The 26879-nt window shown below is 30.9% G+C and carries 27 protein-coding genes and 3 pseudogenes; 19 read left to right on the top strand and 11 right to left on the bottom strand.

All coding sequences use genetic code 11. From position 1 onward, the window contains the following. The first annotated feature begins 61 nt into the window (after positions 1 to 61). From FBE96_RS05730 to FBE96_RS05710, 5 genes are all read left to right on the top strand, one after another. A complete protein-coding gene (locus FBE96_RS05730; protein WP_002780603.1) occupies positions 62 to 769 on the top strand; it encodes a YebC/PmpR family DNA-binding transcriptional regulator in 708 nt (235 codons plus the stop codon). Between the two features lie 9 nt (positions 770 to 778). Beyond that, complete coding sequence (locus FBE96_RS05725) at positions 779 to 1261, top strand: peptidylprolyl isomerase (protein ID WP_002871690.1); 483 nt, start codon at positions 779 to 781, stop codon at positions 1259 to 1261. Between the two features lie 163 nt (positions 1262 to 1424). After that, positions 1425 to 2843, top strand: a complete 1419-nt coding sequence (locus tag FBE96_RS05720) for a DUF3373 family protein (protein WP_002871691.1) — start codon at positions 1425 to 1427, stop codon at positions 2841 to 2843. A gap of 10 nt (positions 2844 to 2853) precedes the next feature. Beyond that, a complete protein-coding gene (locus FBE96_RS05715; protein ID WP_002822505.1) occupies positions 2854 to 3081 on the top strand; it encodes a hypothetical protein in 228 nt (75 codons plus the stop codon). Between the two features lie 80 nt (positions 3082 to 3161). Beyond that, positions 3162 to 3764 (top strand): DedA family protein, encoded by a 603-nt coding sequence (locus FBE96_RS05710; protein WP_002869006.1) that lies wholly within the window; start codon positions 3162 to 3164, stop codon positions 3762 to 3764. Here the strand turns inward: FBE96_RS05710 and FBE96_RS05705 are convergent. Continuing rightward, a complete protein-coding gene (locus FBE96_RS05705) occupies positions 3761 to 4687 on the bottom strand; it encodes an L-lactate dehydrogenase (protein WP_002871692.1) in 927 nt (308 codons plus the stop codon). The genes FBE96_RS05710 and FBE96_RS05705 overlap by 4 nt on opposite strands. A 66-nt stretch (positions 4688 to 4753) precedes the next feature. Between FBE96_RS05705 and FBE96_RS05700 the strand changes: the two genes are divergently transcribed. From FBE96_RS05700 to FBE96_RS08710, 7 genes and pseudogenes are all read left to right on the top strand, one after another. Further along, complete coding sequence (locus FBE96_RS05700) at positions 4754 to 5530, top strand: threonine/serine exporter ThrE family protein (RefSeq protein WP_002858457.1); 777 nt, start codon at positions 4754 to 4756, stop codon at positions 5528 to 5530. Beyond that, positions 5527 to 6021 (top strand): threonine/serine exporter family protein, encoded by a 495-nt coding sequence (locus tag FBE96_RS05695; RefSeq protein ID WP_002831613.1) that lies wholly within the window; start codon positions 5527 to 5529, stop codon positions 6019 to 6021. The genes FBE96_RS05700 and FBE96_RS05695 overlap by 4 nt, the downstream gene beginning before the upstream one ends. A 69-nt stretch (positions 6022 to 6090) precedes the next feature. Beyond that, entirely contained in the window at positions 6091 to 6354 is a 264-nt protein-coding gene (locus tag FBE96_RS05690) for a zf-TFIIB domain-containing protein (protein ID WP_002831611.1), read from the top strand. Between the two features lie 75 nt (positions 6355 to 6429). Next, positions 6430 to 7380, top strand: coding sequence for a CDF family cation-efflux transporter CzcD (gene czcD, locus FBE96_RS05685; RefSeq protein ID WP_002852858.1), 951 nt, complete (start codon positions 6430 to 6432; stop codon positions 7378 to 7380). Then, positions 7370 to 7564 carry a cation transporter gene (locus FBE96_RS05680; RefSeq protein ID WP_002852760.1) on the top strand — a complete coding sequence of 65 codons (195 nt, stop codon included), beginning with the start codon at positions 7370 to 7372 and terminating at the stop codon, positions 7562 to 7564. Before czcD ends, FBE96_RS05680 begins: the two co-directional genes overlap by 11 nt. After that, positions 7564 to 9663, top strand: coding sequence for a copper-translocating P-type ATPase CopA (gene copA, locus FBE96_RS05675; protein ID WP_002871693.1), 2100 nt, complete (start codon positions 7564 to 7566; stop codon positions 9661 to 9663). Before FBE96_RS05680 ends, copA begins: the two co-directional genes overlap by 1 nt. 391 nt (positions 9664 to 10054) lie before the next feature. Continuing rightward, positions 10055 to 10255: pseudogene (locus FBE96_RS08710) on the top strand (DUF2165 family protein); the annotation flags it as partial. Here the strand turns inward: FBE96_RS08710 and FBE96_RS05660 are convergent. Both FBE96_RS05660 and rho read right to left on the bottom strand, forming a co-directional pair. Beyond that, entirely contained in the window at positions 10252 to 11781 is a 1530-nt protein-coding gene (locus tag FBE96_RS05660) for a DNA polymerase III subunit gamma/tau (protein ID WP_002896697.1), read from the bottom strand. The pseudogene FBE96_RS08710 and the gene FBE96_RS05660 overlap by 4 nt on opposite strands. Positions 11782 to 11784: 3 nt before the next feature. Further along, positions 11785 to 13083, bottom strand: coding sequence for a transcription termination factor Rho (gene rho / locus FBE96_RS05655; RefSeq protein ID WP_002852852.1), 1299 nt, complete (start codon positions 13081 to 13083; stop codon positions 11785 to 11787). Positions 13084 to 13191: 108 nt separating this feature from the next. Here rho and FBE96_RS05650 point away from each other — a divergent pair, with 108 nt between their 5' ends. Both FBE96_RS05650 and ccoS read left to right on the top strand, forming a co-directional pair. Then, positions 13192 to 15549, top strand: coding sequence for a heavy metal translocating P-type ATPase (locus tag FBE96_RS05650; RefSeq protein WP_072223332.1), 2358 nt, complete (start codon positions 13192 to 13194; stop codon positions 15547 to 15549). Further along, positions 15546 to 15752: a cbb3-type cytochrome oxidase assembly protein CcoS gene (ccoS, locus tag FBE96_RS05645; protein WP_002852798.1), complete on the top strand. Its 207-nt coding sequence runs from the start codon at positions 15546 to 15548 to the stop codon at positions 15750 to 15752. Before FBE96_RS05650 ends, ccoS begins: the two co-directional genes overlap by 4 nt. A gap of 22 nt (positions 15753 to 15774) precedes the next feature. Here ccoS and FBE96_RS05640 read toward each other — a convergent pair whose 3' ends face one another. Further along, positions 15775 to 16077 carry a cytochrome c gene (locus FBE96_RS05640; protein WP_002852762.1) on the bottom strand — a complete coding sequence of 101 codons (303 nt, stop codon included), beginning with the start codon at positions 16075 to 16077 and terminating at the stop codon, positions 15775 to 15777. An 80-nt stretch (positions 16078 to 16157) separates the two neighbouring features. Between FBE96_RS05640 and gmhB the strand changes: the two are divergent. The 4 genes and pseudogenes from gmhB (at position 16158) to gmhA (ending at position 19608) form a co-directional block, all read left to right on the top strand. After that, a pseudogene (gene gmhB, locus FBE96_RS05635) lies at positions 16158 to 16719 on the top strand (D-glycero-alpha-D-manno-heptose-1,7-bisphosphate 7-phosphatase). Further along, a complete protein-coding gene (gene rfaD, locus FBE96_RS05630) occupies positions 16720 to 17673 on the top strand; it encodes an ADP-glyceromanno-heptose 6-epimerase (RefSeq protein WP_002871699.1) in 954 nt (317 codons plus the stop codon). Next, entirely contained in the window at positions 17666 to 19051 is a 1386-nt protein-coding gene (rfaE1, locus tag FBE96_RS05625; RefSeq protein WP_002896702.1) for a D-glycero-beta-D-manno-heptose-7-phosphate kinase, read from the top strand. Before rfaD ends, rfaE1 begins: the two co-directional genes overlap by 8 nt. Continuing rightward, a complete protein-coding gene (gmhA, locus tag FBE96_RS05620; RefSeq protein ID WP_002787744.1) occupies positions 19048 to 19608 on the top strand; it encodes a D-sedoheptulose 7-phosphate isomerase in 561 nt (186 codons plus the stop codon). The genes rfaE1 and gmhA overlap by 4 nt, the downstream gene beginning before the upstream one ends. Here the strand turns inward: gmhA and waaF are convergent. Beyond that, entirely contained in the window at positions 19589 to 20548 is a 960-nt protein-coding gene (gene waaF, locus FBE96_RS05615) for a lipopolysaccharide heptosyltransferase II (protein WP_002871702.1), read from the bottom strand. The genes gmhA and waaF overlap by 20 nt on opposite strands. A 58-nt stretch (positions 20549 to 20606) precedes the next feature. Here waaF and FBE96_RS05610 point away from each other — a divergent pair, with 58 nt between their 5' ends. After that, a complete protein-coding gene (locus FBE96_RS05610; RefSeq protein ID WP_002871703.1) occupies positions 20607 to 21419 on the top strand; it encodes a glycosyltransferase family 2 protein in 813 nt (270 codons plus the stop codon). On the opposite strand, the gene FBE96_RS05605 is transcribed toward FBE96_RS05610, so the two are convergent. The 6 genes and pseudogenes from FBE96_RS05605 to FBE96_RS05580 form a co-directional block, all read right to left on the bottom strand. Continuing rightward, positions 21411 to 22241 carry a CatB-related O-acetyltransferase gene (locus FBE96_RS05605; RefSeq protein ID WP_002906695.1) on the bottom strand — a complete coding sequence of 277 codons (831 nt, stop codon included), beginning with the start codon at positions 22239 to 22241 and terminating at the stop codon, positions 21411 to 21413. The two genes, FBE96_RS05610 and FBE96_RS05605, sit on opposite strands and share 9 nt — an antisense overlap. Next, a complete protein-coding gene (locus FBE96_RS05600; RefSeq protein ID WP_002871705.1) occupies positions 22229 to 22894 on the bottom strand; it encodes an acylneuraminate cytidylyltransferase family protein in 666 nt (221 codons plus the stop codon). The genes FBE96_RS05605 and FBE96_RS05600 overlap by 13 nt, the downstream gene beginning before the upstream one ends. Further along, positions 22891 to 23838 carry a glycosyltransferase gene (locus FBE96_RS05595; protein ID WP_002896736.1) on the bottom strand — a complete coding sequence of 316 codons (948 nt, stop codon included), beginning with the start codon at positions 23836 to 23838 and terminating at the stop codon, positions 22891 to 22893. The genes FBE96_RS05600 and FBE96_RS05595 overlap by 4 nt, the downstream gene beginning before the upstream one ends. Then, complete coding sequence (gene neuC, locus FBE96_RS05590; RefSeq protein WP_002871707.1) at positions 23831 to 24955, bottom strand: UDP-N-acetylglucosamine 2-epimerase; 1125 nt, start codon at positions 24953 to 24955, stop codon at positions 23831 to 23833. The genes FBE96_RS05595 and neuC overlap by 8 nt, the downstream gene beginning before the upstream one ends. After that, complete coding sequence (gene neuB, locus FBE96_RS05585; protein ID WP_002871708.1) at positions 24952 to 25992, bottom strand: N-acetylneuraminate synthase; 1041 nt, start codon at positions 25990 to 25992, stop codon at positions 24952 to 24954. Before neuB ends, neuC begins: the two co-directional genes overlap by 4 nt. Next, a pseudogene (locus tag FBE96_RS05580) lies at positions 25993 to 26870 on the bottom strand (alpha-2,3-sialyltransferase). Positions 26871 to 26879: the final 9 nt, after the last annotated feature.

Below are 26879 nucleotides of genomic sequence, written 5' to 3'. Positions count from 1 at the left end.
TTAATTAGCCTTTTTAGTTTATACTTTTAAGTTTAAAAATCTTTAAAGAAAGTGAGAATTTATGGGACGAGCGTTTGAATACCGAAGAGCTTCTAAAGAGGCTAGATGGGATAAAATGAGTAAGCTTTTTCCTAAGCTTGCTAAAGCCATACAAGTAGCTGCTAAAGAAGGTGGCACTGATCCTGATATGAATCCAAAATTAAGAAGTGCTATAGCCACAGCAAAAGCAAATAATATGCCAAAAGATAATATAGATGCGGCTATTAAGCGTGCAAGTGGAAAAGATAGCGCAGATATTAAAAACATTCATTATGAAGGAAAAGCTGCACATGGAGCTTTGGTTATAGTTGAATGTATGAGCGATAACCCTACGCGCACCGTGGCTAATGTTAAAGCCATTTTTAGCAAAAATGGTGGAGAAGTTTTACAAAATGGATCTTTAGGCTTTATGTTTACTAGAAAAGCGGTTTTTCATCTTGAAAAATTTGCAGGAGATTTAGAAGAATTAGAACTTGATTTGATCGATGCAGGGCTTGAAGAATTAGAACAAAATGAAGAAGAGTTAGTAATTAGCGGTGATTACACTGCCTTTGGTGAGCTAAGTTCTGCTATAGAAGCTAAGGGTTTAGTTCTTAAAAAAGCAGGGCTTGAGTATATACCAAACAATCCTGTAAGCTTTAGCGAAGAACAGCTTAGCGATATAGAAAAACTTTTAGATAAGTTAGAAGATGATGATGATGTTCAAGCTGTTTATACAAATATAGATTAAGGAGAAATAATGATAAAAACAATTGACACAAGCAAAGTAAATGAATACAAATTTGCTCTTATAGAAACTGAAAAAGGCACAATGAAACTAAAACTTTTTGGCGATGAGGCTCCACAAACGGTTTGTAATTTTGCTACTTTGGTTAATGAGGGATTTTATAAAGATTTAAATTTTCATCGTGTGATCCCAAATTTTGTCATACAGGGAGGTTGTCCACACGGCAATGGTATAGGTGGGCCTGGATATGAAATCATTTGCGAATGTGATGATCAAGAACATAAACATGAGCGTGGAACCTTATCTATGGCACACGCAGGACGCGATACGGGTGGCTCTCAATTTTTTATTTGTCACAGCCCTCAAGCTCATTTAGATGGAGTTCATACTGTTTTTGGGCAAATTGATCCAAAAGATGAAGAAAGTTTAGAAGTTTTAGACTCCATACGCCAAGGAGATAAAATTTTAGACATAAAAATTTGCGATAAAATTTAAAAATTTAAAATTTTAAAACTTTTTTGAAACTACAATATTTACAAAGCTAGTCATAAGTTTGACTAGCTAAAAATGATTAATGTATAATTTTTTTTTAAACTTTTTTTTCTATAATCACAATTTTAATTTACTAAATGTAACAAAATTACAAGGAGTTATGATTATGAAAACTAAGTTTTCACTTATTTTAAGTGCTTGTCTTCTTTCATCTTCACTTTTTGCTAAAAATACAGATGATGAAATAACCAAGCTTCAAAAACAGCTTGCACAAATTCAAGCTGAACTTGCAGAAATCAGAAAAGAAAGAGAAGCTCAAGCTAAGCAAAATGAAGCTGTAAAAGCTGAACTTGCTGATCTTAATGATAGAGCCGATGAAACAGAATTTCAAGCTGCTTTAAGCAAGGTTAAATTTGGACTTGAGTTTTCAACAGCGGTTTCAAATACAAACTATAAAGTTGACGGACAAGATTATAGTGCCAATAACAAATGGATGAATGAGCTTCATTTAAATATGAATGCTGATATTAATGATAAAACCAAATTCTATGGTCGTTTATCTATGGCTAAAAATTGGTCTCAAATGGGTTGGAGTGGAAGTCCACTTGACTTAGATGCAGGAAGAAATACAAGAACAAGTGGGCCTGTACTTTATGTAGATAGAGCTTATCTTGACTACTATATCACACCTGAGTGGATTGCAACCATAGGAAGACAGCCAGGAACCGATGGTCCAGGAAGTAATCTTAGAAACAATGCTCTAAGACAATCCACTTATCCAGCCTTAGCAATTAATGCTTTAGGTGATGCAGCAGTAATCACTTATAAACCTGAAAGTTTACAAGATCATAAGGTAGCCATCCGTGCAGCTTATGGTAAAACTTATCAATGGGATGAAGAGGGTAAGGTAAGAGACTGGATGAGCGATCAAAAAGATGCTGATGCAAATCTTTACTATGCTGCAGTAGAAGGAGAACTTCCTATAGAGGGTATGGGGGATAACTTATTACTTCTTAATGTAGCTTATATTAGCGACTTTTCACTTCCTATTGATGGTGGAGCAATAATTAATAATTTAATTGGTGGTGCCGGTGTTAAAAATCTTGGTGATGCCACTATAGCAAATATCCATTTTGAAAACTACAAAGCTTTTGGAACAAATTTTAATTGGTTTGCTTCTTTAGGATACTACAATGGAAGCAATGCTAATGCTTTCTGGATACCTGCTGCCAGTAGTTTAGCAAATAATTTAAAATTCAATGAAGAAGATGGTTATGCTGTGCATGTAGGCGGACGCTATGATTTTACCAAGGCTTTAAAAGTAGGTTATGAGTTTTTCTGGGGAAGTAGATACTGGTATACTATGAGCCGTCCAAGTATCAATGATCCGCTTAATATAAGAATGACAAGAGGAACAGCTCATGATGTTTATGTGATTTATCAACTTGATAGATATCAATTCTTACGCTTAAGCTATACCAATATCCAAAACAAATGGGGAAATCGTGGAATTCCATTAATGGGAGCTAAAAAAGAAAAATCAAGAGCTGATAATATCATGTTAATGTATAATGTAAAATTCTAAGGAGCAAAAGATGAGAAAAATACTTTTTGCAAGTTTATTACCTATCATTGCTTTGGCTGATTGTGCAAGTTTGATGGCAAAATACGAAGCTCCAGAGCCAGAGTCAAAAACAATGAAACAAGTTGAACGCTGGATTAATAAAAAAGTTAGCGATCCAGCTGATGCTGCTGTTTTAAAAGAATGTATGATCGCTCGTGCAGCGGACAATCCAAATCAAGTTTCGGTTGCAGGTAAATAAAAAAAGCGGTGTAAAACCGCTTTTTACTGTTTAATCTTTTAAGCTACAATTTTTTAAAATTTTCTTCAAATAAGGCTAATATGCAAGAAATCATTTCTTTTATTGTTGAGATGGCTAGTGCTTGGGGGTATTTGGGTATTATTATCTTAATGACTTTAGAGAGTTGTTTTATACCTTTTCCAAGTGAAGTTGTTATGATACCTGCTGGATATTTGGCACATAAAGGCGAACTTGATATCACTCTTTGTATACTTAGCGGGACTTTAGGTTCTGTTTTAGGGGCTTTGATTAATTATTATATTTGTTTTTTTTGGGGTAAAAATTTTGTATTAAAATGGGGTAAGTGTTTTGGTATAAACGAAGCTAAATTTGCTAAATTTGAAGAATTTTTCAACAAACACGGGGAATTTTCAACCTTTACTTGTCGTCTTTTACCAGGAATTCGTCAGTACATCTCTATGCCTGCAGGTTTGGTAAAAATGAAACTTGTAAATTTTATACTTTTTACTGCACTTGGTAGTGCTATTTGGATGGCTATACTTGTATTTTTGGGTTATTATATAGGACAAAATGAAGAGTTGATTAAAACTTATTTAACTCAAATTTTAATCATTATAATTGTTTTTGTGATTTTAGCAAGTTTAATTTATATCAAAATCAAAAAGCCTTTTAAAAAGGCTTAAATTTTATCTTTTACGCTTTGTATGGCGTTTTTGATTTGTTGTTTTGAATTTTCTAATTTTGTTTTTTCTTTTTTATTGAATTTTAATTCAAAAACCTTTTCTATACCATCTTTTCCTATGATAGCGGGCATTGAAAAAGCTATATCATCGAAAACCACACTTACAGGATGTAAACTTTTTCTATCTTTTAGGATGGCTTTGGCTAAATTTGCACAAGAAGTTCCTATGCCAAATTCTGTCCTTCCTTTGCGTTCATAGATGAAATATCCCTCGCTAATCACGGCTTTTTCGAGTTCTTGTATGTCTAAATCTTTGCCTAATTTTTGCTTATAAAAATCTAATAAATTTTGTCCTAAAACGCTTGCATTAGAAAGTGCTGCAAACTGAGAATCTCCATGTTCACCAATCATACAAGCAAAAATATCTTTTGAATTTATGTTTAAATCTTTGGCTAACAATTTCTTAAGTCTTGAACTATCTAAATTTGTTCCACTACCAAAAACATGATTTTTAGGTAATTGGCTTAATACTTGAGTGTAGTAAGTTATGGTGTCATTTGGATTTGTTGCGACAATGTATTTGCCTTTAAAATTAGCATTTTTTAAGGTTAAGACAATGTCTTTAAGTTCGAGGATATTGTTTTTAAGTTCTACTAAGCGACTAGGTAATTCTTTTAAGCTTTCTTTTCTAAAAGCTAAAATGATAATATCGCAAGAAGCTAAATTTTCTAAATTTGGCACATGAAAAATTTTTGTATAAGAAAAATGAATGGCTGACACATCTTCCAAATCTCTTGCATGAGCTAGAGCTAAATCTTGTTTTATATCATATAAGTAAAGTTCTGAACAAATTCCTTGAGTAACTATGCTATAAGCACTAGCAGCTCCTACATAACCTAAACCAACTATACCGATTTTTGCCATTTTTTCTCCTTATTTATTTTAAAATTTGCTATAATTATAACAAATTCAATCAAAGATTATTAAAATATGGAAAAACCTGATATACAAAGATTAACTAATTTTTTAATCGTATATACTAAAACTTTGCTAGGTGCTGGAACTTATACAGCTAGGGTGGCAAAATGCGTAGGAAGAATAGCTGAGGTTTATGGCTATGAGATAAATATCAATTTCTTTTTTCATCATATTACTTTAAATGTTGTAGATATGGATGATAACTCCATTCAAAGAACTTATGTTATACCCAATCATCATGCCCATGTTAATTTTAAACTTATTTTTGATTTAAGTGCTTTAAGCTGGGCTATATATGATCACAAATACGATCTTGAAAAAGCAAAAGTCGTTTTTGGGCAAATTTCTCAACAAAAAAAGCATTCTTATTTGCTTAATCTTTTATTTGTTTCTATGGCAAATTCGGCTTTTTGCAGGCTTTTTGGTGGTGATTTTGGTGCTGGAAATTTAGTATTTTTTGCAACTTTTGTGGGATTGTTATTAAGATATATTTTAACTAAAGCAAAGATTGATTTAAGAATTCAATACATCCTTTGTTCTTTTATCTCATCATGGTTTGTATTTTTTGGACTGGATATGGGATATACCAATACTTCTGATGTGGCTTTGGGTTCTAGTATCTTGTATCTTATACCAGGGGTATTTTTTATAAATTCTGTGATTGATATATTAAAAGATCATATTTTAATGGGGCTTAGCCGTATTATCAGCGTGGCTATTTTGATTTGTTGTATAGCACTTGGAATTTACATGACGCTTAGTATTTCGGATTTTGGGATTTTAAGATGATTGAATTTATTTTAAGAGATATGTTTTTTGCTGCTGTGGCGGGATTTGGCTTTGCTTATGCTTGTAATCCACCTTTAAAAACCCTTATTTTATCTGCTCTTTTAGCGGCAATTGCACATGGACTTCGTTTTACCTTGGTGGAATATTTTCATTTTCAAACTTTAGCAATTGCAACTTTTGTTGCTTCATTTTGCATAGGATGTTTAGGAATTGTTTTAGCAAAAATCATCAAAACTCCTGCTGAAATTATCGCTTTCCCTGCTCTTATTCCTATGATACCTGGAATTTATGCTTATAAAGCGATTTTGTATCTTATTTCTTTTATACGCAGTGATGATTTGAAGGCTAAGTCTGAATTTTTAGTTCAATTTTTTGATTATTTTTTTACAACTGTTTCTGTGACTTTGGCTCTAGCTATAGGAGTGAGTGTTACCTTGCTTATATTTTTTGAACAAAGTTTTATGATGACTAGACATGCAAAAAAACATTAAAACTTGTTGTAAATTTGTTTAATATTTCTTTTTATAATTTTAAGTCAAAAATTTAAAAAAAGGTATTGTATGTTATGTCCAGTTTGTAATGTAGATTTGGTTATGAGTGATAGGAGTGGAGTTGAGATTGATTATTGTCCAAAGTGTCGTGGCGTTTGGCTTGATCGTGGAGAGCTTGACAAAATCATAGAACGCAGTGTCCCTAATACAGCAAATTTTAACCAAGCTCCAAGACAAGAGTCAAGATATAATGACTCAGCTTATCATCAGCACAATGACTATTATAAAAAGAAAAAGAAAGAAAGTTGGCTAGGCGAGCTTTTTGACTTTTAATTTTTATAAAAATAACAAATATTTATATCCTTTTTAGCTTAATATCTTAAAATGTCAAGCAAAAAAGGATATAAAATGTATAAATTTTTATCACACGAGCCTTTAGCTAACAAATCTTGTCATCATAATCACGAAGAACATTCTCATGAACATCATCATTCCCATGCCGATGCAAGGAGTGTGGATAAAAAGATTTTAAAAATTTCTCTTTTAATGACTTTTTCTATGATGCTTGTGCAATTTATTTATTCAATCCTTTCAAATTCTTTGGCACTTTTAAGCGATACTTTGCATATGTTTTCTGATGTTTTTGCCTTAGCTCTTAGTTTTTTAGCCATTATAGCTGTAGAAAAATGGCAAGATCATCAAAAGACCTTTGGGTATTTTCGTCTTGAAGTTTTAGTGGCTTTTATCAATGCTTTAACCATTATTTTATCGGCTTTATTTATCATTTATGAGGCTATAGAAAAATTTATCAATCCAAAAGAAATTGACGCTAAAACCATGATAATTGTAGCTATTTTGGGCTTTTTGGTAAATGGGATTAATGCTTTGATGATGTTTAAGGGTGCAAATTTAGAAAATGTCAATATGAAGTCCGCTTTTTTGCATATGATGAGCGATTTATTGGGTTCTTTAGCGGTTATTATAGGTGGGATTGTGGTGTATTTTAGTGATATTGTTTATATAGATACGATTTTAGCTATTGTATTATCAATCTTGCTTTTAAGATGGGCGATTATCTTGCTTAAACAAAGTGCTAATGTCTTGCTTGAAAGTTCTCCTGTGGATATAGAAAAAGTAAGACAAGTTTTGCTTTTAAATCCTAGTGTGGATGAGGTAGTGGATTTGCATATTACTCAAATCACTAATAAAATGCTAGTAGCCTCTATGCATTTAAAAGTAAGAGTTTGCAATCTAAAGGAATTTGAAAAACTATCTCAGGATTTATCTCATAAGTTGTTGCATGAATTTGAAATCGGGCATATTACCATACAACCTATAAGGAGTGAAAATGAAATTTAAAGTAAAAAATGTTAATTGCATGAATTGTGTAAATTTGATCAAAAATTCTCTTGAAGATGAATTTGGAAATATAGAAGTGGATTTGGAGCAAAAAATTTTAAGTTTAAATTTAGAAGAAAATCAAGTATCAAATTTTACAAAAGAATTTCAAGATTTAGGTTTTGAGATTGTAGAGCGTTTATAATGGAAGAATTGCGTATAAAAATAGGCAAAATGACTTGCGTTAATTGTTCTAATGCTATAGAAAGAGCTTGTAAAAAAATTGATGGTGTTAAAGATGCTAGTGTTTCTTATGTGAATTCTAGCGGGGTTTTTTTACTTGAAGATCAAAAAAAACGCAAGGATATCATCGCAAAAATTAAAAATTTAGGCTTTGAAATTTTAGAAGATGAACAAAGCTTGAACGCATACAAGGCAAAAAAACACTTAGAATTAAGAAAAAATTTGCTCTTAAGTATAGTTTTGAGTGTGATTATTATGTATTTTGAAATGTTTGTTAAAAGTTCTTTTTCTCAAAATATCCAAATGGCTTTGAGTTTTTTTGGGATATTTTATTGTGGGAGAGACTTTTTTTCTCATGCTTTTTTAGGCTTTAAAAGCAAAAATTTAGATATGAATACCCTTGTAGCTTTGGGGACTTTGAGTGCTTTTGTGTATTCTTTTTTGGTGTATTTGCAAATTTTTAAAGAAGAAGATTTGTATTTTAGTGGTGCAATGATGATTATTTCCTTTGTGCTTTTAGGAAAATATCTTGAAAGTAAGGCTAAATTTAAGGCACAAGATTATCAAAGAATTTTAGAAAATATAGACACAAAAAAGACAAAAATTTTGCTTGAAGATGAAAGTATCAAAGAAATTTCAAGTTCTTTTGTTAAAAGTGGCGATGTACTTTTGGTAAAAGAAGGAGAAAGCATTGTTGCAGATGGAGTAGTGCTTTTAGGGAGTGCAGAGCTTGATATGAGTTTTTTAAATGGGGAGTTTTTGCCTGTTTTAAAAAAAGAAGGCGATGAAGTTCAAGCAGGAGCAGTAGTTTTAAATGGTGCTTTAAGGATCAAAGCAAACAAAAAGGCCATGGATAGTACTTTAGAACAAATCAAAAATCTAGTTTTTGAAGCAGGAAGTATCAAAAGTCCTTTGGCAAATTTAGCAGATCAAATTTCTAAATACTTTGTAGGGGGTATAATATTTTTTGCTTTTTTAGTTTTTGTTTTTTGGGTGCTAAAAGCAGATTTAAATACAGCTTTTTTACACTCTTGTGCTGTGCTTTTGATCTCTTGTCCTTGTGCTTTAGGTCTTGCAACGCCTATAGCTTTGGTTGTGGCAAGTGCAAATGCGGCAAAAAATTTCATTCTTATTAAAAATCCTGCTGCTTTAGAAAAATTAGCCTTAGTTAAGTATGCTTTTTTTGATAAAACGGGTACATTAACAAAGGAAAATTTGAGTATTTTTAAACACAATCTTTCTAAAGATGATTTTGATAAATTATGTCAAATTGAAAGTTTAAGCTCTCATCCTATAGCTAAGGCTTTACATAAAGATCATTTTTTTGATTTAAAGGGTGAGGGAAGAGTGATTGTGGGTTCTGGTATAAAATACAAAGAAGATAATGATAATTATCTCGTAGGCAATGCACAGTTTTTGCACGAAAATGAAATTGACACAAAAGAAAGTGATATCTTTTTTGATACTTTTAAAGAATATGTTAGGGTGTATTTTGCTAAGAATAAAAAGTGTTTAGGCGGTGTTTTGTTAAGCAATGCTTTAAAAGATGGAGCCAAAGAGCTTGTGTTCAATTTAAAAAAGCAAAATCTTAAAACTTTTATTTTAAGCGGCGATCATGTAAAAAATGTAGAAAAAATAGCCAAAGAATTACAAATAGACGAATTTCACGCTCAGCTTAAGAGTGAAGAAAAACTACAAATCATTCAAAAATTTAAAAAAACTCTTTTTGTAGGAGATGGGATCAATGATGCGGCGGCTTTATCTGCTGCAAGTGTGAGTATGAGTTTTTCAAAGGCAAATGAACTTGCTAAAAAAACAGGAGATTTTATCTTGATAAAAGATGATTTATCAGCGATTTTTAAATGTTTTAAACTTGCTAAAAAAACACGCGGTATTATTAAGCTAAATCTTTTTTGGGCTTTTATTTATAATGTGCTTTGCATTCCTATCGCGGCAGGATTTATACCTTTTATCTCTTTAAGTCCTCATATAGCAGCACTTGCAATGTGTTTTAGTTCTATTACTGTAGTGCTTAATTCTTTAAGACTTAAAAGAATTTAAAAATTTAATTTTTATTAATAATATATTATATATAATTAATATTACTAAAATATATTATTAAAAGAGTATAAATGCAACAAAAATGTTTTTGCATAAGCAAAATGATTAGATTTTCAAAAATTATTATTTTGCTTACCGTTGTATCGTTAGCAGGTATAGTGGTTTTTGGAAATGTGACAGATTACAATTCTAATTTCCAATTTGTTTCGCATGTGATGAGTATGGATACAAAGCCTGATTTATTTAGGTAATGCTGTAGTTTATATGGCTATTACTTCTCCCGTGATTTATCATATAGGCTATATAGTAATTATTCTTTTTGAAACTTTTATTGCCTTAACAGCTCTAAAAAAGGTGCTTATGATATGTTAAAGCTAGAAATTTAGATGCTCAAAGCTTTCATAATGCTAAGATTTTTTGGGATTATTTCTTTAACTTGTGTATTTTATGGTTTTTTGCCTTCCAAGTAGTTGTTGCAGAATGGTTTGGAATGTGGATGAGTAAGGTTTGGAAAGGTTTACCTGATACTATAAGATTGGTAACTTATATGTTTTTAGCTTTGATTTTCATCTCTCTTAAAAATGATGATTAATTTTCTATACTAGGCTCTCCAAAACAATCTTTAAGAGCCTCTTTAAGATCTTCTTGTGGGTCAAATTTTTTGGCCCCTTCTTTAAGCATATTAATAGAACTTTGAATATCTATGTTTTTATTTTCATTGTTTGGTAATTCTTGAGTTAAGGATTGAAGCTTATTTTCATCAATTGTTAGTGCTTTTTGCACATTAATTTTAGCATTTTCTCCAAATTTAGCTTTAAAAAGTTCTTGTATGAGTTTAAAACCTTTATTGAGTGTATCGCGATTTTGTCCTTGTGCGTTTGAGCTTATATTTAAGGTATTGTTTTCAAAACTAATAAATTTTGTGCTTTGTTTAAAGCATTCTGCAAGATCAAAATCCCTATCATAAATACTATCAAGCAAGATTTCATAAGCATTTTTTTCTATTTTTTTCTCAAGATTAGGTATGATAGGAGAAGGTGTGATCCTAGGTGTAATATTTGTTATATTTTCTTGTTTGATTTCTTGGATTTGTGCATCAATTTCTTTTAAATGGCTTGCTTCCATCATCATAAAAGCCATAACACAAAGCGTAAAGCCATCATCATCGCAAAGCATATTTTTAGCTTTTGATAAAATACGGAAAAATCTTTCATAAATTAAAATAGAAAATTCCGTACTTTTTGCAAAAAAGCTTTCTTTTAAATAAAAAAGCATTTCATCAATCACGCTTGAGGCTTCATAGTCTTGTAATTCTTCTAAGTATGCAAAAACTTTTTCTTTGTCTTTTGTTAAAATAGCCTGATAAAAGGCTTTGATTTTTTCAGGATCTAAAAATCCTAGCATGTCTGTAATTTTACTAATGCTGATTTCATTTTGACAAAAAATAATGGCTTGATCAAGCAAGGTTAAAGTATCTCTTAAAGATCCGTTGCCACTTCTTGCTATAAATTTTAAAGCTTCTTCTTCAAATTTAACATTTTCTTTAAGTAAAATTTCTTTAAGATGATTTAAAATTTCACTTTGGGGAATTTGTTTAAAGCGAAAATGTTGCGTTCTTGAAAGCACGGTAGCTGGGAGTTTTAAAGGATCAGTGGTTGCAAGTATAAATTTAACATAACTTGGGGGTTCTTCTAAGGTTTTTAAAAGTGCATTTGCAGCCTGTGGGGTAAGCATATGTACTTCATCAATGATGAAAATTTTAAATCTTGCCATAGAAGGGGTGTATTTGGTTTGTTCAATTAAGGCTTGTATATCTTCAAGCCCACGGTTGCTTGCAGCATCCATTTCTATAATGTCTATGTGTTTGCCTTCAAGTGCTGCAAGACAGTGTTTGCAAGTGCCACATGGAGTATCACTTGGTCCTTGTTCGCAAACTAAAGCACGAGAAAAAATTCTAGCACTTGAAGTTTTTCCACTTCCTCTAAGTCCTGAAAAAAGATAAGCATGAGCTAAGCGATTATGATTTAGGGCGTATTTTAAACTTACGCTAACTGTCTTTTGTCCTATGAGTTCATCAAAGGTTTTTGGTCTGTATTTAATCGCTAAAGCTTGAAGCATTTTCTACTCGTTCATTATAGATAAAAGTTCTACATTGTCTTTGGTTTTAAGCATTTTAGAATATAAAAATTTCAACGCTTCAACATCATCCATTTGAGAAATCGCTGAACGGATTGCCCAAATTTTTTGAAGATTTGCTACGCCTTGGAGCAATTCTTCTTTTCTTGTTCCTGATTTGATGATATTAATCGCAGGATAAATTCTTCTATCGGCGATATTTCTATCAAGAACTATTTCGCTATTTCCTGTGCCTTTAAATTCTTCAAAAATCACATCATCCATTCTTGAACCTGTATCAATTAAAGCTGTAGCAACTATGGTTAAAGAGCCTCCATTTTCTATATTTCTAGCTGCACCAAAGAAGCGTTTTGGTTTGTGTAGGGCATTAGCATCCACCCCGCCGCTTAGGACTTTTCCACTGCTTGGAGTTGCGGTGTTATAAGCACGTGCCAGTCTTGTGATACTATCAAGTAAGATGATAACATCTTTGCCTGTTTCTACCATTCTTTTGGCTTTTTCTATCACGAGTTCGGCTACACGCACATGATTATAAGCAGGTAAATCAAAAGTAGAACTAAAAACTTCGCCTTTTACACATCTTTGCATATCGGTAACTTCTTCAGGCCTTTCATCGACTAAAAGTACGATTAAATGCATTTCTGGGTGGTTTTTTGCAATAGCAGTAGCAAGTTCTTTCATAAGCTCTGTTTTACCTGTGCGTGGTGGAGCAACGATAAGCCCGCGTTGTCCTTTTCCTATAGGAGTAAAAAGATCCAAAACACGACCTGTAAGCTTCATTGCATCGTATTCGAGTTTGATTTTTTCTGTTGGAAAAATAGGGGTTAAGTTATCAAACAAAGGTCTTTCTTTGGCTTCTTGTAAAGGCAGATAATTGATCGCTTCGATTTTTAAAAGAGCGTAGTATTTTTCTTGATCTTTTGGTTCTCTAACTTGTCCTGTAACGATATCGCCTACACGCAGAGCAAATTTTTTAATTTGTGAATTTGAAACATAAGCGTCATTAACACTATCGCTAAGATTAGAGTCCATACCTCTTAAAAAGCCATAACCTTCGGAAGAAATTTCTAAAATCCCTGTAAAAAGTATAAAACCGCCTTTTTTTGTTTGTGCTTTTAAAATTTCAAAAATAAGTTCTTGGCGGCGAAATTCTCTTGGGTTTTCGATTTCACATTCATTAGCGATTTTAACTAGATTTTCTAAATCTAATAATTTTAATTCTTCGATTTTATAACCTTCCACTGGAACGTGGGTTCTTTGATGTTGTTTTTTTTCTTTTTCCATAAGTCCTCGTAAGATTTAGCAGAATAATTTTTGTAAAATGTGATTTTAATAAAAAAATGCACTTTTTGTCAAATTTGTTTATAATTATAAAAAATATTTTTTTAAAGAATGATTATGAAATGTGAACATTGCAAACTTGATTATAAACAAGCCCAAATGATAGAGTATAAGGGTAAAATTTTTTGTTGTAAAGGTTGTGAGAGCGTTTGGGAAATTTTGCATGAAAGTGGATTAGATGAGTTTTATGAAAAGCTTGGAAATCAAACTTTAAGCCCTGTAAATTTTCAAAATGAAATGAAAAATTATGATGAGTTTATCACTAAAACCAAAGAAGGATTTAGTGAAATTTATCTCATGATACACGGTATAGAATGTGCAGCTTGTGTGTGGCTTAATGAGAAAATTTTAACCAAACAAGAAGGAATTTTAGAACTTGATATTAATCATTTAAACCATAAAGCACGCATTGTTTTTGATGAGCAAAGCATTTCTTTGGTGCAAATTTTAAGACTTATTGAAAACATAGGCTATAAAGCGAGTGCTTATGATGCGAGCAAGGCTTCAAAAAAAGCGGATTTACTAAAAAGGGAATTTTATTCTAAGCTTGTTGTGGCTATAGCTTGTGTGATGAATATCATGTGGATAGCAGTGGCAAAATACGCAGGATTTTTTAGCGGTATGGATAAGGACACTAAGGATATTTTAAATTTTGCTGAATTTATCCTTTGTTCTCCTGTGCTTTTTTATACGGGATCTCATTTTTATAAAAGTGCTTTTAAAACTTTAAAAATGCATAGTTTAAATATGGATGTATTGGTGATTAGCGGAGCGAGTTTGGCTTATGTTTATTCTTTATGGGCCATGTTTTTTAGGGTAGGGGAAGTGTATTTTGACTCTGTGGCGATGATAATTTGCTTTGTTTTTATAGGTAAATATCTTGAGATGTTTAGCAAAAAGCGTGCTTTAGATACTATAGATGGGCTTAATGATTTTTTGCAAAATGAAGTTTTGGTTTTTGATGGTAAAGAATTTGTCTCTAAAGAAGTGCAAAAGGTTTGTTTGGGGGATAGAATTTTGCTTAAAACTGGAGATAAAATTTTAATCGATGGGATTTGTAAAAGTGGTGAAATGAGCGTAGATACTTCTTCTTTAAATGGAGAAAATACCCCAAAACTCATACAAAAAGAAGATGAAATTTTTTCAGCTTGTATAGTGCTTGATGGAAGTGTGGAGTATGAAGCAACAAAGCTTTACAAAGATTCAAAACTCAGTCAAATTATCCAGCTTTTAGAACTTGCAAGCTCTAAAAAAGCAAAACTTGAAAGTTTGGTTAATAGTCTTTTGGCTTATTTTTCTAGAACGGTTTTATTGATTGCTTTTATTTGTTTTGCTTTTTGGTTTTTTTATAAGGAAGAGAGTTTTGAAATTTCTTTAATTAATGCGATTGCAGTTTTGATTATCGCTTGTCCTTGTGCTTTGGCTTTAGCAACGCCCGTGAGCAATCTTGTAGCTTTAGGTAGAGCTTTGAAAAAACATATTTTGTTTAAAAGTTCTAGCGTGATAGAAGATTTAAGCAAATGTGATTGTGTGGTGTTTGATAAAACGGGTATTTTAACCAAAATAGAGCTTGAATTTAAAGAGGTTTTTTTAGATAAAGCGCTTGATTTAAATGAGCTTTATAATTTTGTAAAACTTTCTAAACATCCTATATCTCAAAATATTGCGTCGTATTTAAAGCAAAAAGGAGCTAAGGATTTAAATTTGGATTTTAAAAAGCATTCGAGTATTCAAGCTAAAGGTTTAAGTGCTGAGTTAAATGAAGAGTTGCTTTTAGGCGGAAGTTCTAAATTTTTGCAAGAAAAGGGTATTGTGGCTAAAGAATTTGATAATACGCATTTTATTTTTGCCAAGGAAGGTAAAATTTTAGCTTTTTTTGAGTTTGATAGTGTTTTAAGAGAAGGTGCAAAAGAGCTTATCGCTTATCTTAAAAAAGAAAAGAAAGAATTAATGATACTCAGTGGCGATCATCAAAAAGCAGTGGAAAAAATAGCTAGAAAATTAGAAATTCAAAATTATCAAACTTCTTGTTTGCCTGAAGATAAGATGAAAACTATAGAAAATTTAAGTAAAAATTACAAAGTTTTATTTGTAGGTGATGGGGTAAATGATGCACTAGCTTTAAAATACGCAAGTGTTTCAATGACTTTAAGAGAAGGAAGTGATCTAGCTATAGAAAGTAGTGATGTTTTGCTTTTGAAAAATGACTTGCTTTCTTTAAAAAAAGCCATCAAATTATCTAAAAACACCTTTAAAATTATCAAGCAAAATCTTGCTTTTTCTTTGTTTTATAATGCTTGCACCATACCTTTGGCTTTTTTGGGTATGATAAATCCTTTATTTGCTGCTATTTCTATGTCTTTTAGTAGTATAATAGTCGTTTTAAATGCTTTAAGGATTAAAGAATGAATAGTATAATCATGATGATGATAGGAGTTTCTATCTTAGCGTTTTTTATCATTTTGGCAACTTTGCTTTGGGGGATTAAAAATAAGCAATTTGATGATGATTATAAATTTACTACTTTAAATGATGATGAGGATTCTTTACGTGATGCTATAGAATTAGAAAGACGTAAAAAAGAAGCTTTGGATAAAAAAAGGCTTTCTTAAAAAGGAAAGCCTTTTTTAGAAATTATTTTAAAGTTTCAATATGAGCTTCGATAGCTTTAAAATCTTCTTCAGTTAAACCTTTAAGGTTAAGTTTCATGATCGCACCTTGACCATAAGCATTTCTTTTACCTTCTGAATATTCTTTCATGTATTGAAGTCTTTCAGCAGAAGAAAGAGTTTTTAAAGCTGGAACTTTGTTTAAGTAAACTTTGTCAGCATTTGCACCATGGCATACTGCGCATTTTTTAAAAAGTGTAGCACCATCTGCAGCAAAAGCAGAAACACCAAGACATGCCAAAGCAGAAACTACTAATAATTTTTTCATTTGATTTCTCCTCAGTAAAAATTAGATTGCCAGATATTATATATCTTTATTTTTATAAAAATCTTAAGAAAATAAAGATAATGTTTATTTTCTTTTCAAAAAAGCTATATTATAATGTTTTTTATGAAAACAAAAGCATTATTTTTAGATAGAGACGGTGTGATTAATATAGATAAAAAATATGTCTATAAAATAGAAGATTTTGAATTTTGTGATGGAATTTTTGAACTTTGTAGATATTTTTTAGCTAAAAAATATTTGCTTTTTATAGCGACAAATCAATCAGGCATTGCAAGAGGATATTATAAGGAAAGTGATTTTTTTAAGCTTTGTGATTATATGCTTAAAGAATTTACTAAACAAGGTATAAAAATTGATAAAATTTATCATTGTCCGCATTTAGAAGGTTGTGAATGTCGCAAACCTAAAGCAGGAATGCTTTTAAAAGCAAAAGATGAGTTTAATTTAGATATGAAAAATTCTATTTTTATCGGAGATAATCTAAGCGATATGCAAGCAGGGTTAAATGCTGATATTGGCACTTTGATTTTGGTAAATGAAGAAAAAAAAGAAGGCGATTTTTTTAGACAATTTAAAAATTTAAAAGAAATTTTGAGTTTTTTTAAAGAAAAGGACATTTAAATGAGAGTAGCAATCACAGGTGGTGCAGGATTTATAGGTTCGCAACTGGCTTTAAATTTGCAAGAAAAACATGAAATTTTAATCATTGATAAAATGCGTAGCAGTGCGACTTTTGAAAATGGAAATTTACAAAGTTTTGGACATTTTAAAAATTTACTTGAATTTGATGGAGAACTTTTTGCAGGTGATATTAACGATGAAAAAGTTTTAAAAAAGATTGAAGATTTTAAGCCAGAGATTATTTTTCATCAAGCAGCAATTTCAGACACTACAGTTTTTGATCAAACTAAGGTTTTACAAACCAATTTAAATACTTTTAAAGATTTTATAGAACTTAGCATAGATCTTAATGCAAAGCTTATTTATGCAAGTTCAGCTTCAGTTTATGGCGATGCAAAAAGTCCACAAACCGTAGGTAAAGATGAAGAACCAAAAAATCCTTATGCTTTTTCAAAATTGATGATGGATAAGTTAGCGAAAAAATACTACGATAAAGCCCATTTGGTGGGACTTAGATATTTTAATGTTTATGGAAAAGGCGAATTTTATAAAAACAAAACCGCTTCTATGGTTTTGCAATTTGGCCATCAAATTTTAGCAGGAAAAAATCCACGCTTGTTTGAAAGAAGTGATCAAATTTATAGAGATTTTACTTATATTAAAGATGTTATTAATGCCAATTTAATCGCCCTTGATTCAAAATGCGGGGTTTATAATGTAGGCAGTGGTAAAGCAAGAACCTTTCAAGATATAGTCGATATTTTGCAAAAAGAGTTAAAGACTGATTTGTCTTGTGAATATATCCCAAATCCTTATGTAAAATCTTATCAATTCCATACTGAAGCAAAACTAGATCAAACTTGGGATTATCAACCAAAATTTAGTCTTGAAGAGGGGATTAAAGATTATTTAGATGAGATAAAAAGACTTTTTGAAAAGGAAGTAAATGCTTGAGTTTTTAAGCCAGCAAAAACCTAAAATTTTGATTATAGGGGATTTTATGGTGGATAATTATACTTGGTGTGATTGTTCGCGTATCAGTCCTGAAGCCCCTGTTTTGGTAGCTAAAACTCTTAAGGAAGATAAAAGATTAGGCGGGGCTGCGAATGTTTATGCAAATTTAAAAAGTTTAGGGGCTGATGTTTTTGCGCTTGGTGTTGTGGGTGATGATGAGAGTGGGAAATTTTTACAAGAAAATTTAAAAGGAGAATTTTTGATCCAAAAAGGACGCAAAACCCCTTTTAAAAATCGCATTATGGCACACAATCAGCAGGTTTTAAGACTAGATGAAGAAGATACAAGTGAGATTTTGCTTGAAAATGAACTTATAGCTTTGTTTGATGAAAAGATTAAAGATTTTAAAGCTGTGGTTTTAAGCGATTATGCTAAGGGTATTTTAACGCCTAAGGTTTGCAAGGCTGTGATAAAAAAGGCTAAGGCTTTAAATATTCCTGTTTTAGTTGATCCTAAAGGCAGTGATTTTAGTAAATATAGCGGTGCAACCTTGCTCACGCCTAATAAAAAAGAAGCTTTAGAAGCTTTGAAATTTGAAAATTTAGAGGGTGAAAATTTAGAAAAAGGGATTAAAAAATTAAAAGAAGATTTTTCTTTGCGTTATTCTATCATCACTCTTTCAGAAGTGGGGATTGCGCTTTTTGATGAGGGTTTAAAAATCGCACCTGCTAAAGCCTTAGAAGTTTATGATGTAACAGGAGCGGGTGATAGTGTGATTGCCGTTTTGGCTTTTTGTTTGGCAAATGGGATTGAAATTTTTAAAGCTTGTGAACTTGCCAATGAAGCTGCAGCCGTTGTGGTAAGTAAAATAGGTAGTGTGAGTGTGAGTTTTGATGAGATTAGAAGTTTTAAAAGTATGAGTTTTGAGAAAAAGATCAAAAATAAAGAAGAGCTTTTAACGCTTTTGAAACAAAATGATAAAAAGATTGTTTTTACAAATGGTTGTTTTGATATCGTGCATTTTGGACATATAAAATATCTTGAGAAAGCTAAAAGATTAGGCGATATTTTGATTGTAGGTTTGAACTCAGATGCGAGTGTGAAAAGACTCAAAGGCGAGAGTCGTCCTGTAAATTCAGAGTTTCAAAGAGCTTGTATGTTGGCAGCTTTTTATTTTGTAGATTTTGTAGTGATTTTTGATGAAAACACACCTTTAGAACTTATAAGCTTTTTAAAGCCTGATATTTTGGTTAAAGGAGCTGATTATAAAGATAAACTTGTTGTAGGTTCAAATTTGGTTTCAAGAGTTGAATTAATCGATTTTGAAGAAGGATTTAGTACGAGTAAGATTATAGAAAAGATTAAGGATAAAAAATGATAAATTTAGTAGAAAAAGAATGGCAAGAACATCAAAAAATCGTTCAAGAAAGTGAAATTTTAAAAGGACAAATCGCTAAAATAGGCGAGCTTTTATGTGAATGTCTTAAAAAAGGTGGTAAAATTTTAATTTGCGGAAATGGTGGAAGTGCAGCTGATGCACAGCATTTTGCAGCTGAACTTAGTGGGCGTTATAAAAAAGAACGCAAGGCTTTAGCAGGTATAGCACTTACAACCGATACTTCAGCGCTTAGTGCTATAGGAAATGACTATGGTTTTGAGTTTGTTTTTTCAAGACAAGTGGAGGCTTTAGGAAATGAAAATGATGTTTTAATCGGCATTTCAACCAGTGGAAAAAGTCCCAATGTTTTAGAAGCTTTTAAAAAAGCAAAAGAACTTAATATGCTTTGTTTAGGGCTTAGTGGAAAGGGCGGTGGAATGATGAATAAGCTTTGTGATCATAATCTTGTTGTGCCAAGCGATGATACGGCTAGAATTCAAGAAATGCACATTTTAATCATACACACACTTTGTCAGATCATAGATGAGAGTTTTTAAGTAAATTTCTAGCCTCTTCTATAACCCTTTGAGGCTTTAAATCTTTCATGCATTTGTGGTGTTTTAAAGGGCAGGTTTTTTGCATACAAGGCATACAAGCTAGATCTAAATGCACTAATTTTGCGTTTTGATTTTGCCAAGGTGAAGTTTGGGTAAATTTTGTGGAGCCAAAAATAGCCACGGTTTTTACCTTATAAACCGCACTTATGTGCATAGGTCCACTGTCATTTGTGATGAAAAGATCGCAAAAAGCGATATTTTGACAAAGGGTTTTGATGGTGGTTTTATTGCAAAGATTTTTTACTTTTATGTTTTGTTCTTTTAAAATTTGATAAATTTCATTACAAAGTTCTTGTTCGGCTTTTCCTGCGCCAAAGATTAAAATTTCATGACTTTGGCTGAAATTTAAAGCCACTTTAGCAAAATAACTCGCATCCCATCTTTTTGCACTTCCAAAGCTTGCACCAGGGTTGAGTCCTAGAATTTTTTTACCATTTTTTAAGACAAGAGGGTTTTGAAATTTTAGCTTAAAGGGAAGCTTTAAGTCTTTAAAATGAGCTTTTATACTAAGTGAGTTTTCTATAAAATAAAGGTATTTTAAAACTTGATGTTCTTCTTTGTGCTTATTTTTGTCAAAAAAATATCTTTGTCTTGTTTTAAGAATATGCAAGATAATCTTAGAAGAAAACGCAGATCTAAAAGTAAAGCTAAGATCGATTTTACCAAGTTCTTTACGTAAAGATAGGGCTTGTTTATAGCGAGATTGTTTATTTTCTATGATGATTTTAGAATTAGGAAATTCTTTAAAAAGTGCTGTGGAAACCAAAGAGCCATAAAGGATAAACTGGGCATTTTTAAAATGTTCTTTTATAGCGTATAAAGCAGGTGAAGCCATCACTGCATCGCCCAGCCAAGTGGGAAGATGTATAAAAATTTTCATAAATTTCCTAAACTTTGATAGAATTGTTTTTATTATTTTAACAAAATTTAGGAAAAATATGCCACAACTTTCGATCATAATCCCGCTTTTTAATTCTTGTGATTTTATTTCAAGGGCTTTACAAAGTTGTATAAATCAGACTTTAAAAGATATTGAAATTTTGATTATCGATGATAAAAGTAAAGATAATAGTTTAAATATAGTTTTAGAATTTGCTAAAAAAGATCCAAGAATAAAAATCTTTCAAAATGAAGAAAATTTAGGCACTTTTGCAAGTAGAAATATAGGAGTTTTGCATTCTAGTTCTGATTTTATAATGTTTTTAGATAGTGATGATTTTTTAACACTCGATGCTTGTGAAATAGCGTTTAAAGAAATGAAAAAAGGTTTTGATTTGCTTTGTTTTGATGCCTTTGTACATAGGGTAAAAACCAAACAATTTTATCGTTTTAAACAAGATGAAGTTTTGAATCAAAAGGAATTTTTAGAATTCTTAAGCAAACAAAGGCATTTTTGCTGGTCGGTTTGGGCGAAGTGTTTTAGAAAAGATATCATCTTAAAAAATTTTGAAAAGGTTAAAATCGATGAGCGTTTGAGTTACGGTGAAGATGTGCTTTTTTGTTATGTTTATTTTATGTTTTGTGAGAAAATAGCCGTTTTTAAAACTTGTATTTATCATTATGAATTTAATCCAAATGGAAGATATGAAAACAAAAATAAAGAAATTTTAAATCAAAATTATCAAGATAAAAAGAAAAGCAATGAAATCATAAAAAGACTATCCAAAGAGTTTTTACTTGATGAATTTCATCAGAAATTATTTGAAGTTTTAAAGAGAGAGGAAGTAGGGGTGAAAAATAGATTAAAATAGATTAAAAATTTTTTTTGATTTTAGTTCTAAAATATCTCTAAAATAAAGTTTATTTGGATTATAGTAGGAAATTGATTTTTTTATGATTTTTTCTTCTAGTAGGTCAAGATATTGGTTTATTTTTAAATTAAGATCAATATCATAAAAATCAGCAAAATGATATTTCCACCATTGAATTTTTAATAATCTTTCTATTGTTTTTTCATCAAATCTATATTTGATAATTTTGGCTGGAATTCCTGCAATTATAGCATAAGGTGGTACATCTTTAGTAACTACAGCTCTTTGTCCTATGACACATCCAGTCCCAAGTGTGATACCCTGTTTAAGCAAAACATCTTTTCCTATCCAAACATCATCTTGTATAATTAAATGCGTTATTGATGAGCTTGGATTATGGTTAACTATAGGAAATGTTTTGTTGATGTGATTTTGGCAAGCATCGTTAATAAAACTATGATTTGTTTCATAGGTAAAACTTGCAGTGCTGATTCTATCCATAGGGTGTTGAAAGTTAAACATAGAAACCCCATCAGCAATTGAACAATACCTTCCAACTTTTGCATAATGAGGTAGAAAAGATCCGCTAAAAGAAAATGAACCTATTTCATGTAAGATATTGCTAAATTTAAAAGCACAATATTCTTCTATCCCCCCCCCCGCACTCTCTAATTGATTGTTTTCCAATGGAATGGTTATAAAATCTTTGGTTTTTAGTCTTGAAAATCTTCTAGGATTTTCTATGTAAGTTTTTGTATAAATATTATATTGCTTTAATAAATTTAATATATTTTTATTGCATTTTAAGGTTATTTTTTCCATATCTGTTCAACCTTTTTTAAATCCTCCAAACAGTCAATATCTAAACTTGAGCTTTCGTCCATTAAAAAATACTTGGTTTTGTTTTGCAAAAAGCTAGGATTGTTTAAAAATTCTTTTATCTTTAAAATATAAATTGCACCATTGCTCATATAAGTTTTAGGCAATTTTTGCCTTGGCATAAAAGGATATTCATCATTACAAATCCCTGCTAAATCGCCATAATCATTACAAACAAAGGCTTTTAGAATTTTATTATCACATTCGCTTACGCTAATTAGGGCATTTGCATTGCTATTTTTATAAAGATTAAAAGCTTTATCAATATGAATATTTGTTCTTAGTGGCGAAGTGGGTTGTAAAAAAATCACATCTTCATAATCTTTATAAAATTTTAGAGCATGTAAAAGCACTTTATCGCTTGTAGTATCATCTTGCGCAAGGCTAATTGGGCGTTTTAAAATATCAACATTTTGGCTTTTTGCATAATTTAAAATTACATCACTATCGCTGCTTACAAGGACTTTGCTAATGCTTTTAGCATTTAGTGCAGCTTTAATCGTGTAATAAATTAAAGGTTTATTGTTTAATAAAACCAAATTTTTATTTTTAATACCCTTTGAGCCACCACGAGCAGGGATTATTGCTAAGCTCATTTTATCTCTCCTTGAAATTTCTTTAATATTTGCTCGATTACAGGGCGTTTTAGCATGGCAAAGTCTATTTTTTTAGCCTCTTTGCTCTTACGATGAAAGGCCTGAAATTCTTCTAAACTCAAGATATCTAAATATTGTTGGTAATCGTTTCGGCGGTATTTTAAGGCAGGAAAATGCCACTGAAGTAGGGGAGCTTGTAGTATTTTCACTCCTTGAGATAAGACTTGTTGCTCGGAGTAGAGTTCTTCTATAAGTCCCTTAGGATCTATCCATTGGCTTTTTTTTGAAACCCTTCTTTCTATAAAGCTACTATTTCTTCTTTTAATCAAGAGTTGATCCCCCCCCCCTATGAATCCATAATTTCCACTATTTTGCACATAAATATTTCCATTTAAGATTATAAAATTAATTCTTGGGTAGCATAAGGCTTTATTTTCTTGATCAATCCTATAAAAACTCTTATAAAGCTTCTTGGCATCGTAGTAATGATCCACATCGATTTTTATAAACCACTCATCTAAGGGTATAAAAGATGCTGCCCAATTGTAATAAGAGTAAAGTTTATTTTCTTCATTTTTAGGATTTTCTAGATCTACTTTATAAGGATATTTTTTAGCAATGAAGTTGGGATATTGCTTGCAAAATTCTAAAATAAGCTCTTCACTCCCATCATCACAGTCGTTGTAAGCTATAATTCCTCTTTGTAAAGCAGGTAGTATACTTTCTAAAGAAACTCTTAGGGTTAAAGCTTCATTTTTAACCCTGATAAATCCCCAAGGATTAAGGGGTGATTTCACGTCCTTAGCCTTTTCATCAAGGTCAAAAAAGCCCTTATGTTTTTTTCCATAGATGTTTTTATTTTCCTTAATGAAATGCTCATTATCTAAAACCAATTTTTTAGAAATCGAGTATCTTTTATATAAAGAAATGATTTTTTTAAGCATGTTTTATATCCTTAAAAACTTTTTGTGTGCTGAGTTTAAAAAATTCCCCGCTTTGTAAATATTCAAAAAATAATTTTGAGCTATCTAAAATCTCTAACTTAGTGTTAAATAAATCCTGTTTTTTATGAATGGTATTAATAGCTTTTAGTATTTCATCGCTATTTGCATTAACTTTTAGTGTATTTTCATTACCAAGTCTTCCATTTTGCCTAGAGCCAACTAAAATCCCTGCTGTTTTTAAGTATAAGGCCTCTTTTAAAATACAACTTGAATTACCTATTATAAAATCAGCATTTTTTAACAAAGTTATAAAATACTCAAATCTAAGCGATGGAAAAAGCTTAAATCTAGGGTTATTTTTAAGTTCTTCATAGCTTTGTAAGATTAATTCAAAGCCTAAATCATTATTTGGATAAATAACAATATAATTTTTATTACTTTGTATCAGTGCTTTTACTAAATTATCTGTTTGATTTTTAATGCTTGTAATTTCAGTTGTAACAGGATGAAACATAAGCAAAGCATAATTTTCATAATTTATATCATAATATTTTTTTGCTTCATTAAGTGAAATTTTATTATTGTTTAAAAGTTCTAAATCAGGCGAACCTATGATAAAAATAGATTTTTCATCTTCTCCAAGCTGCATTAAACGCCTTTTTGCAAACTCATCATTTACTAAATGAATATGAGCTAGTTTTGATATAGCGTGGCGTAAGCTATCATCAATAGTTCCTGAAATCTCTCCACCTTCAATATGTGCTACTAAGATATTGTTCAATGCTCCAACAATAGCTGCTGCTAAAGGCTCGATTCTATCTCCATGCACTACGATTAAATCAGGTTTTAACTCATTTACATACCTTGAAAATCCATCAATTGTAGTAGCTAAAGCCTTATCAGTTTGATAATATTTATCATAATTTATAAATTCATAAATATTTTTAAAGCCATTTTTATAAAGCTCTTTAACTGTATAGCCAAAATTTTTGCTTAAGTGCATTCCTGTTGCAAAGATGTAAAGTTCAAATTCGCTTGAGTTTTGCACCCTGTACATTAAAGATTTAATCTTAGAATAATCAGCCCTAGTACCTGTTATAAAAAGGATTTTTTTCACGCAAAATCCTCATAGCTTAACTGAGTATCATTTTCTATATCTCTTAATGCTTTTTTGCCTAAAATATTTTCAAATTCAGACGCACTAATTCCACCAAGTCCAGGTCTTTTAACCCAGATATTGTCCATAGATAAAACTTCGCCTTTTTTAATATCTTTAATGCTAACTACGCTTGCAAAGGCAAAATCAATTGTAACTTGTTCTTGCTTAGCTGCTTTTTTGCTTTCATTATTTCCTCTCATTATAGCCATTTGCTCACTTTGTATAATAAGCTCTTTTAAAGCCTGTGTATCCATAGAACAAACTATATCAGGGCCACTTCTATGCATACTATCAGTAAAATGTCTTTCAAGTACGCAAGCTCCAAGTGCAACTGCACCTAAACACGCAAGATTATCTGTTGTGTGGTCGCTTAAGCCTACCATACAAGAAAATTCTTTTTTTAATTCAAGCATAGCGTTTAATCTTACAAGATTATGCGGGGTTGGGTAAAGATTGGTCGTGTGCATTAAAACAAAGGGAATTTCATTGTCTAATAAGATTTTTACAGTTGGTTTTATACTTTCAATACTATTCATTCCTGTGCTAACTATCATAGGCTTTTTAAAGGCTGCTATGTGTTTAATAAGCGGATAATTATTACACTCACCTGAACCGATCTTAAAAGCACTAACTCCCATATCTTCTAAGCGGTTTGCACCTGCACGAGAAAAAGGTGTGCTAAGATAAACAAGACCTAATTTTTCTGTGTATTCTTTAAGTGCTAGCTCATCTTTATAATCCAAAGCGCATTTTTGCATAATCTCATAAATGCTTATTTTTGCATTACCAGGAATTACTTTTTTAGCGGCCTTACTCATCTCATCTTCAACGATGTGGGTTTGATGCTTTATAATCTTAGCACCTGCGCTAAAGGCTGCATTTACCATAATTTTAGCTAGTTCTAAACTGCCATTATGATTAATGCCTATTTCAGGTACGACTAAGGGTGCTTTTTCTTCGCTTATGATTATATTTTGTATTTTTATTTCTTTCATTTATTTTCCTTTGAAATAATGCTTTATATCACTAGGTAATCTTAATAGATCTTTTATCAACTTGTAATAAATATTTTCTTTAATTTTTATTTTTTTAAAAATAATATTTTTTGAAAATTTTCCATAAGCCTCACTAGAAGGTATGAGTATATCTTTAGTGTAGTTATTTTTTTTTTTTTTATGATAAAATTTGAATTTAAATTTGGCGCTAGTTCTATAAAATTTGCTAAAAGACTGTTAGGACATAAGCAATATAGTTTTATTTTGTAAGTTTTTTCTAGAAATTCTAAAGCTTTTAGGTCTGTATTTTTGCTGTGTCCGATATAGTGTGAATTATCATTTTTAAAATTAGAAACCAATTTTAAAAGATTTTTTTGTTTAGTATCAAAAGCATAAGATGATCCATTTTGATAAAAATCAATTCCCGAAAGATAAATTTCTTTGTATCCTAGGGCTATGGCTACTGCACACATATAGATTCCTGAGGTAATTCTTTGATTGAAATAAATTTCGTGAAATTTAAAATAAGCATTAAATTCTTTAAGTTGTTTAAAAAAATCATATCCCAAATGAGCATCAGGAAAATAATCATAAAAGTTTTTTAAAAAATTTTCGCTTTCTATATGAGTTAGATTAAAATTAGAACACACGATTAATTCTGTCTCGTATTCTTGATTTTGGATTAAATGTTTTAAAGTGTAGTATTGTTCAAAAAAAAGACTAGGATTGTAAAATACTGCTTTGCATTTTTTACCAAGATAGTATTTATCTTCAAAATAAAATTGATTGCATCTAAATACATCAAAATCATTTGGTAGCCTTGAATAATCAATTTCTTTTAAGCTTGGCCCATTTCCAGCAATAATAACTTTTTTCATAATTATTTT

It is taken from the genome of Campylobacter sp. CFSAN093241, assembly GCF_012889595.1.
GTDB lineage: Bacteria > Campylobacterota > Campylobacteria > Campylobacterales > Campylobacteraceae > Campylobacter_D > Campylobacter_D jejuni.
This window is presented reverse-complemented; position numbering and strand designations above follow the sequence as displayed.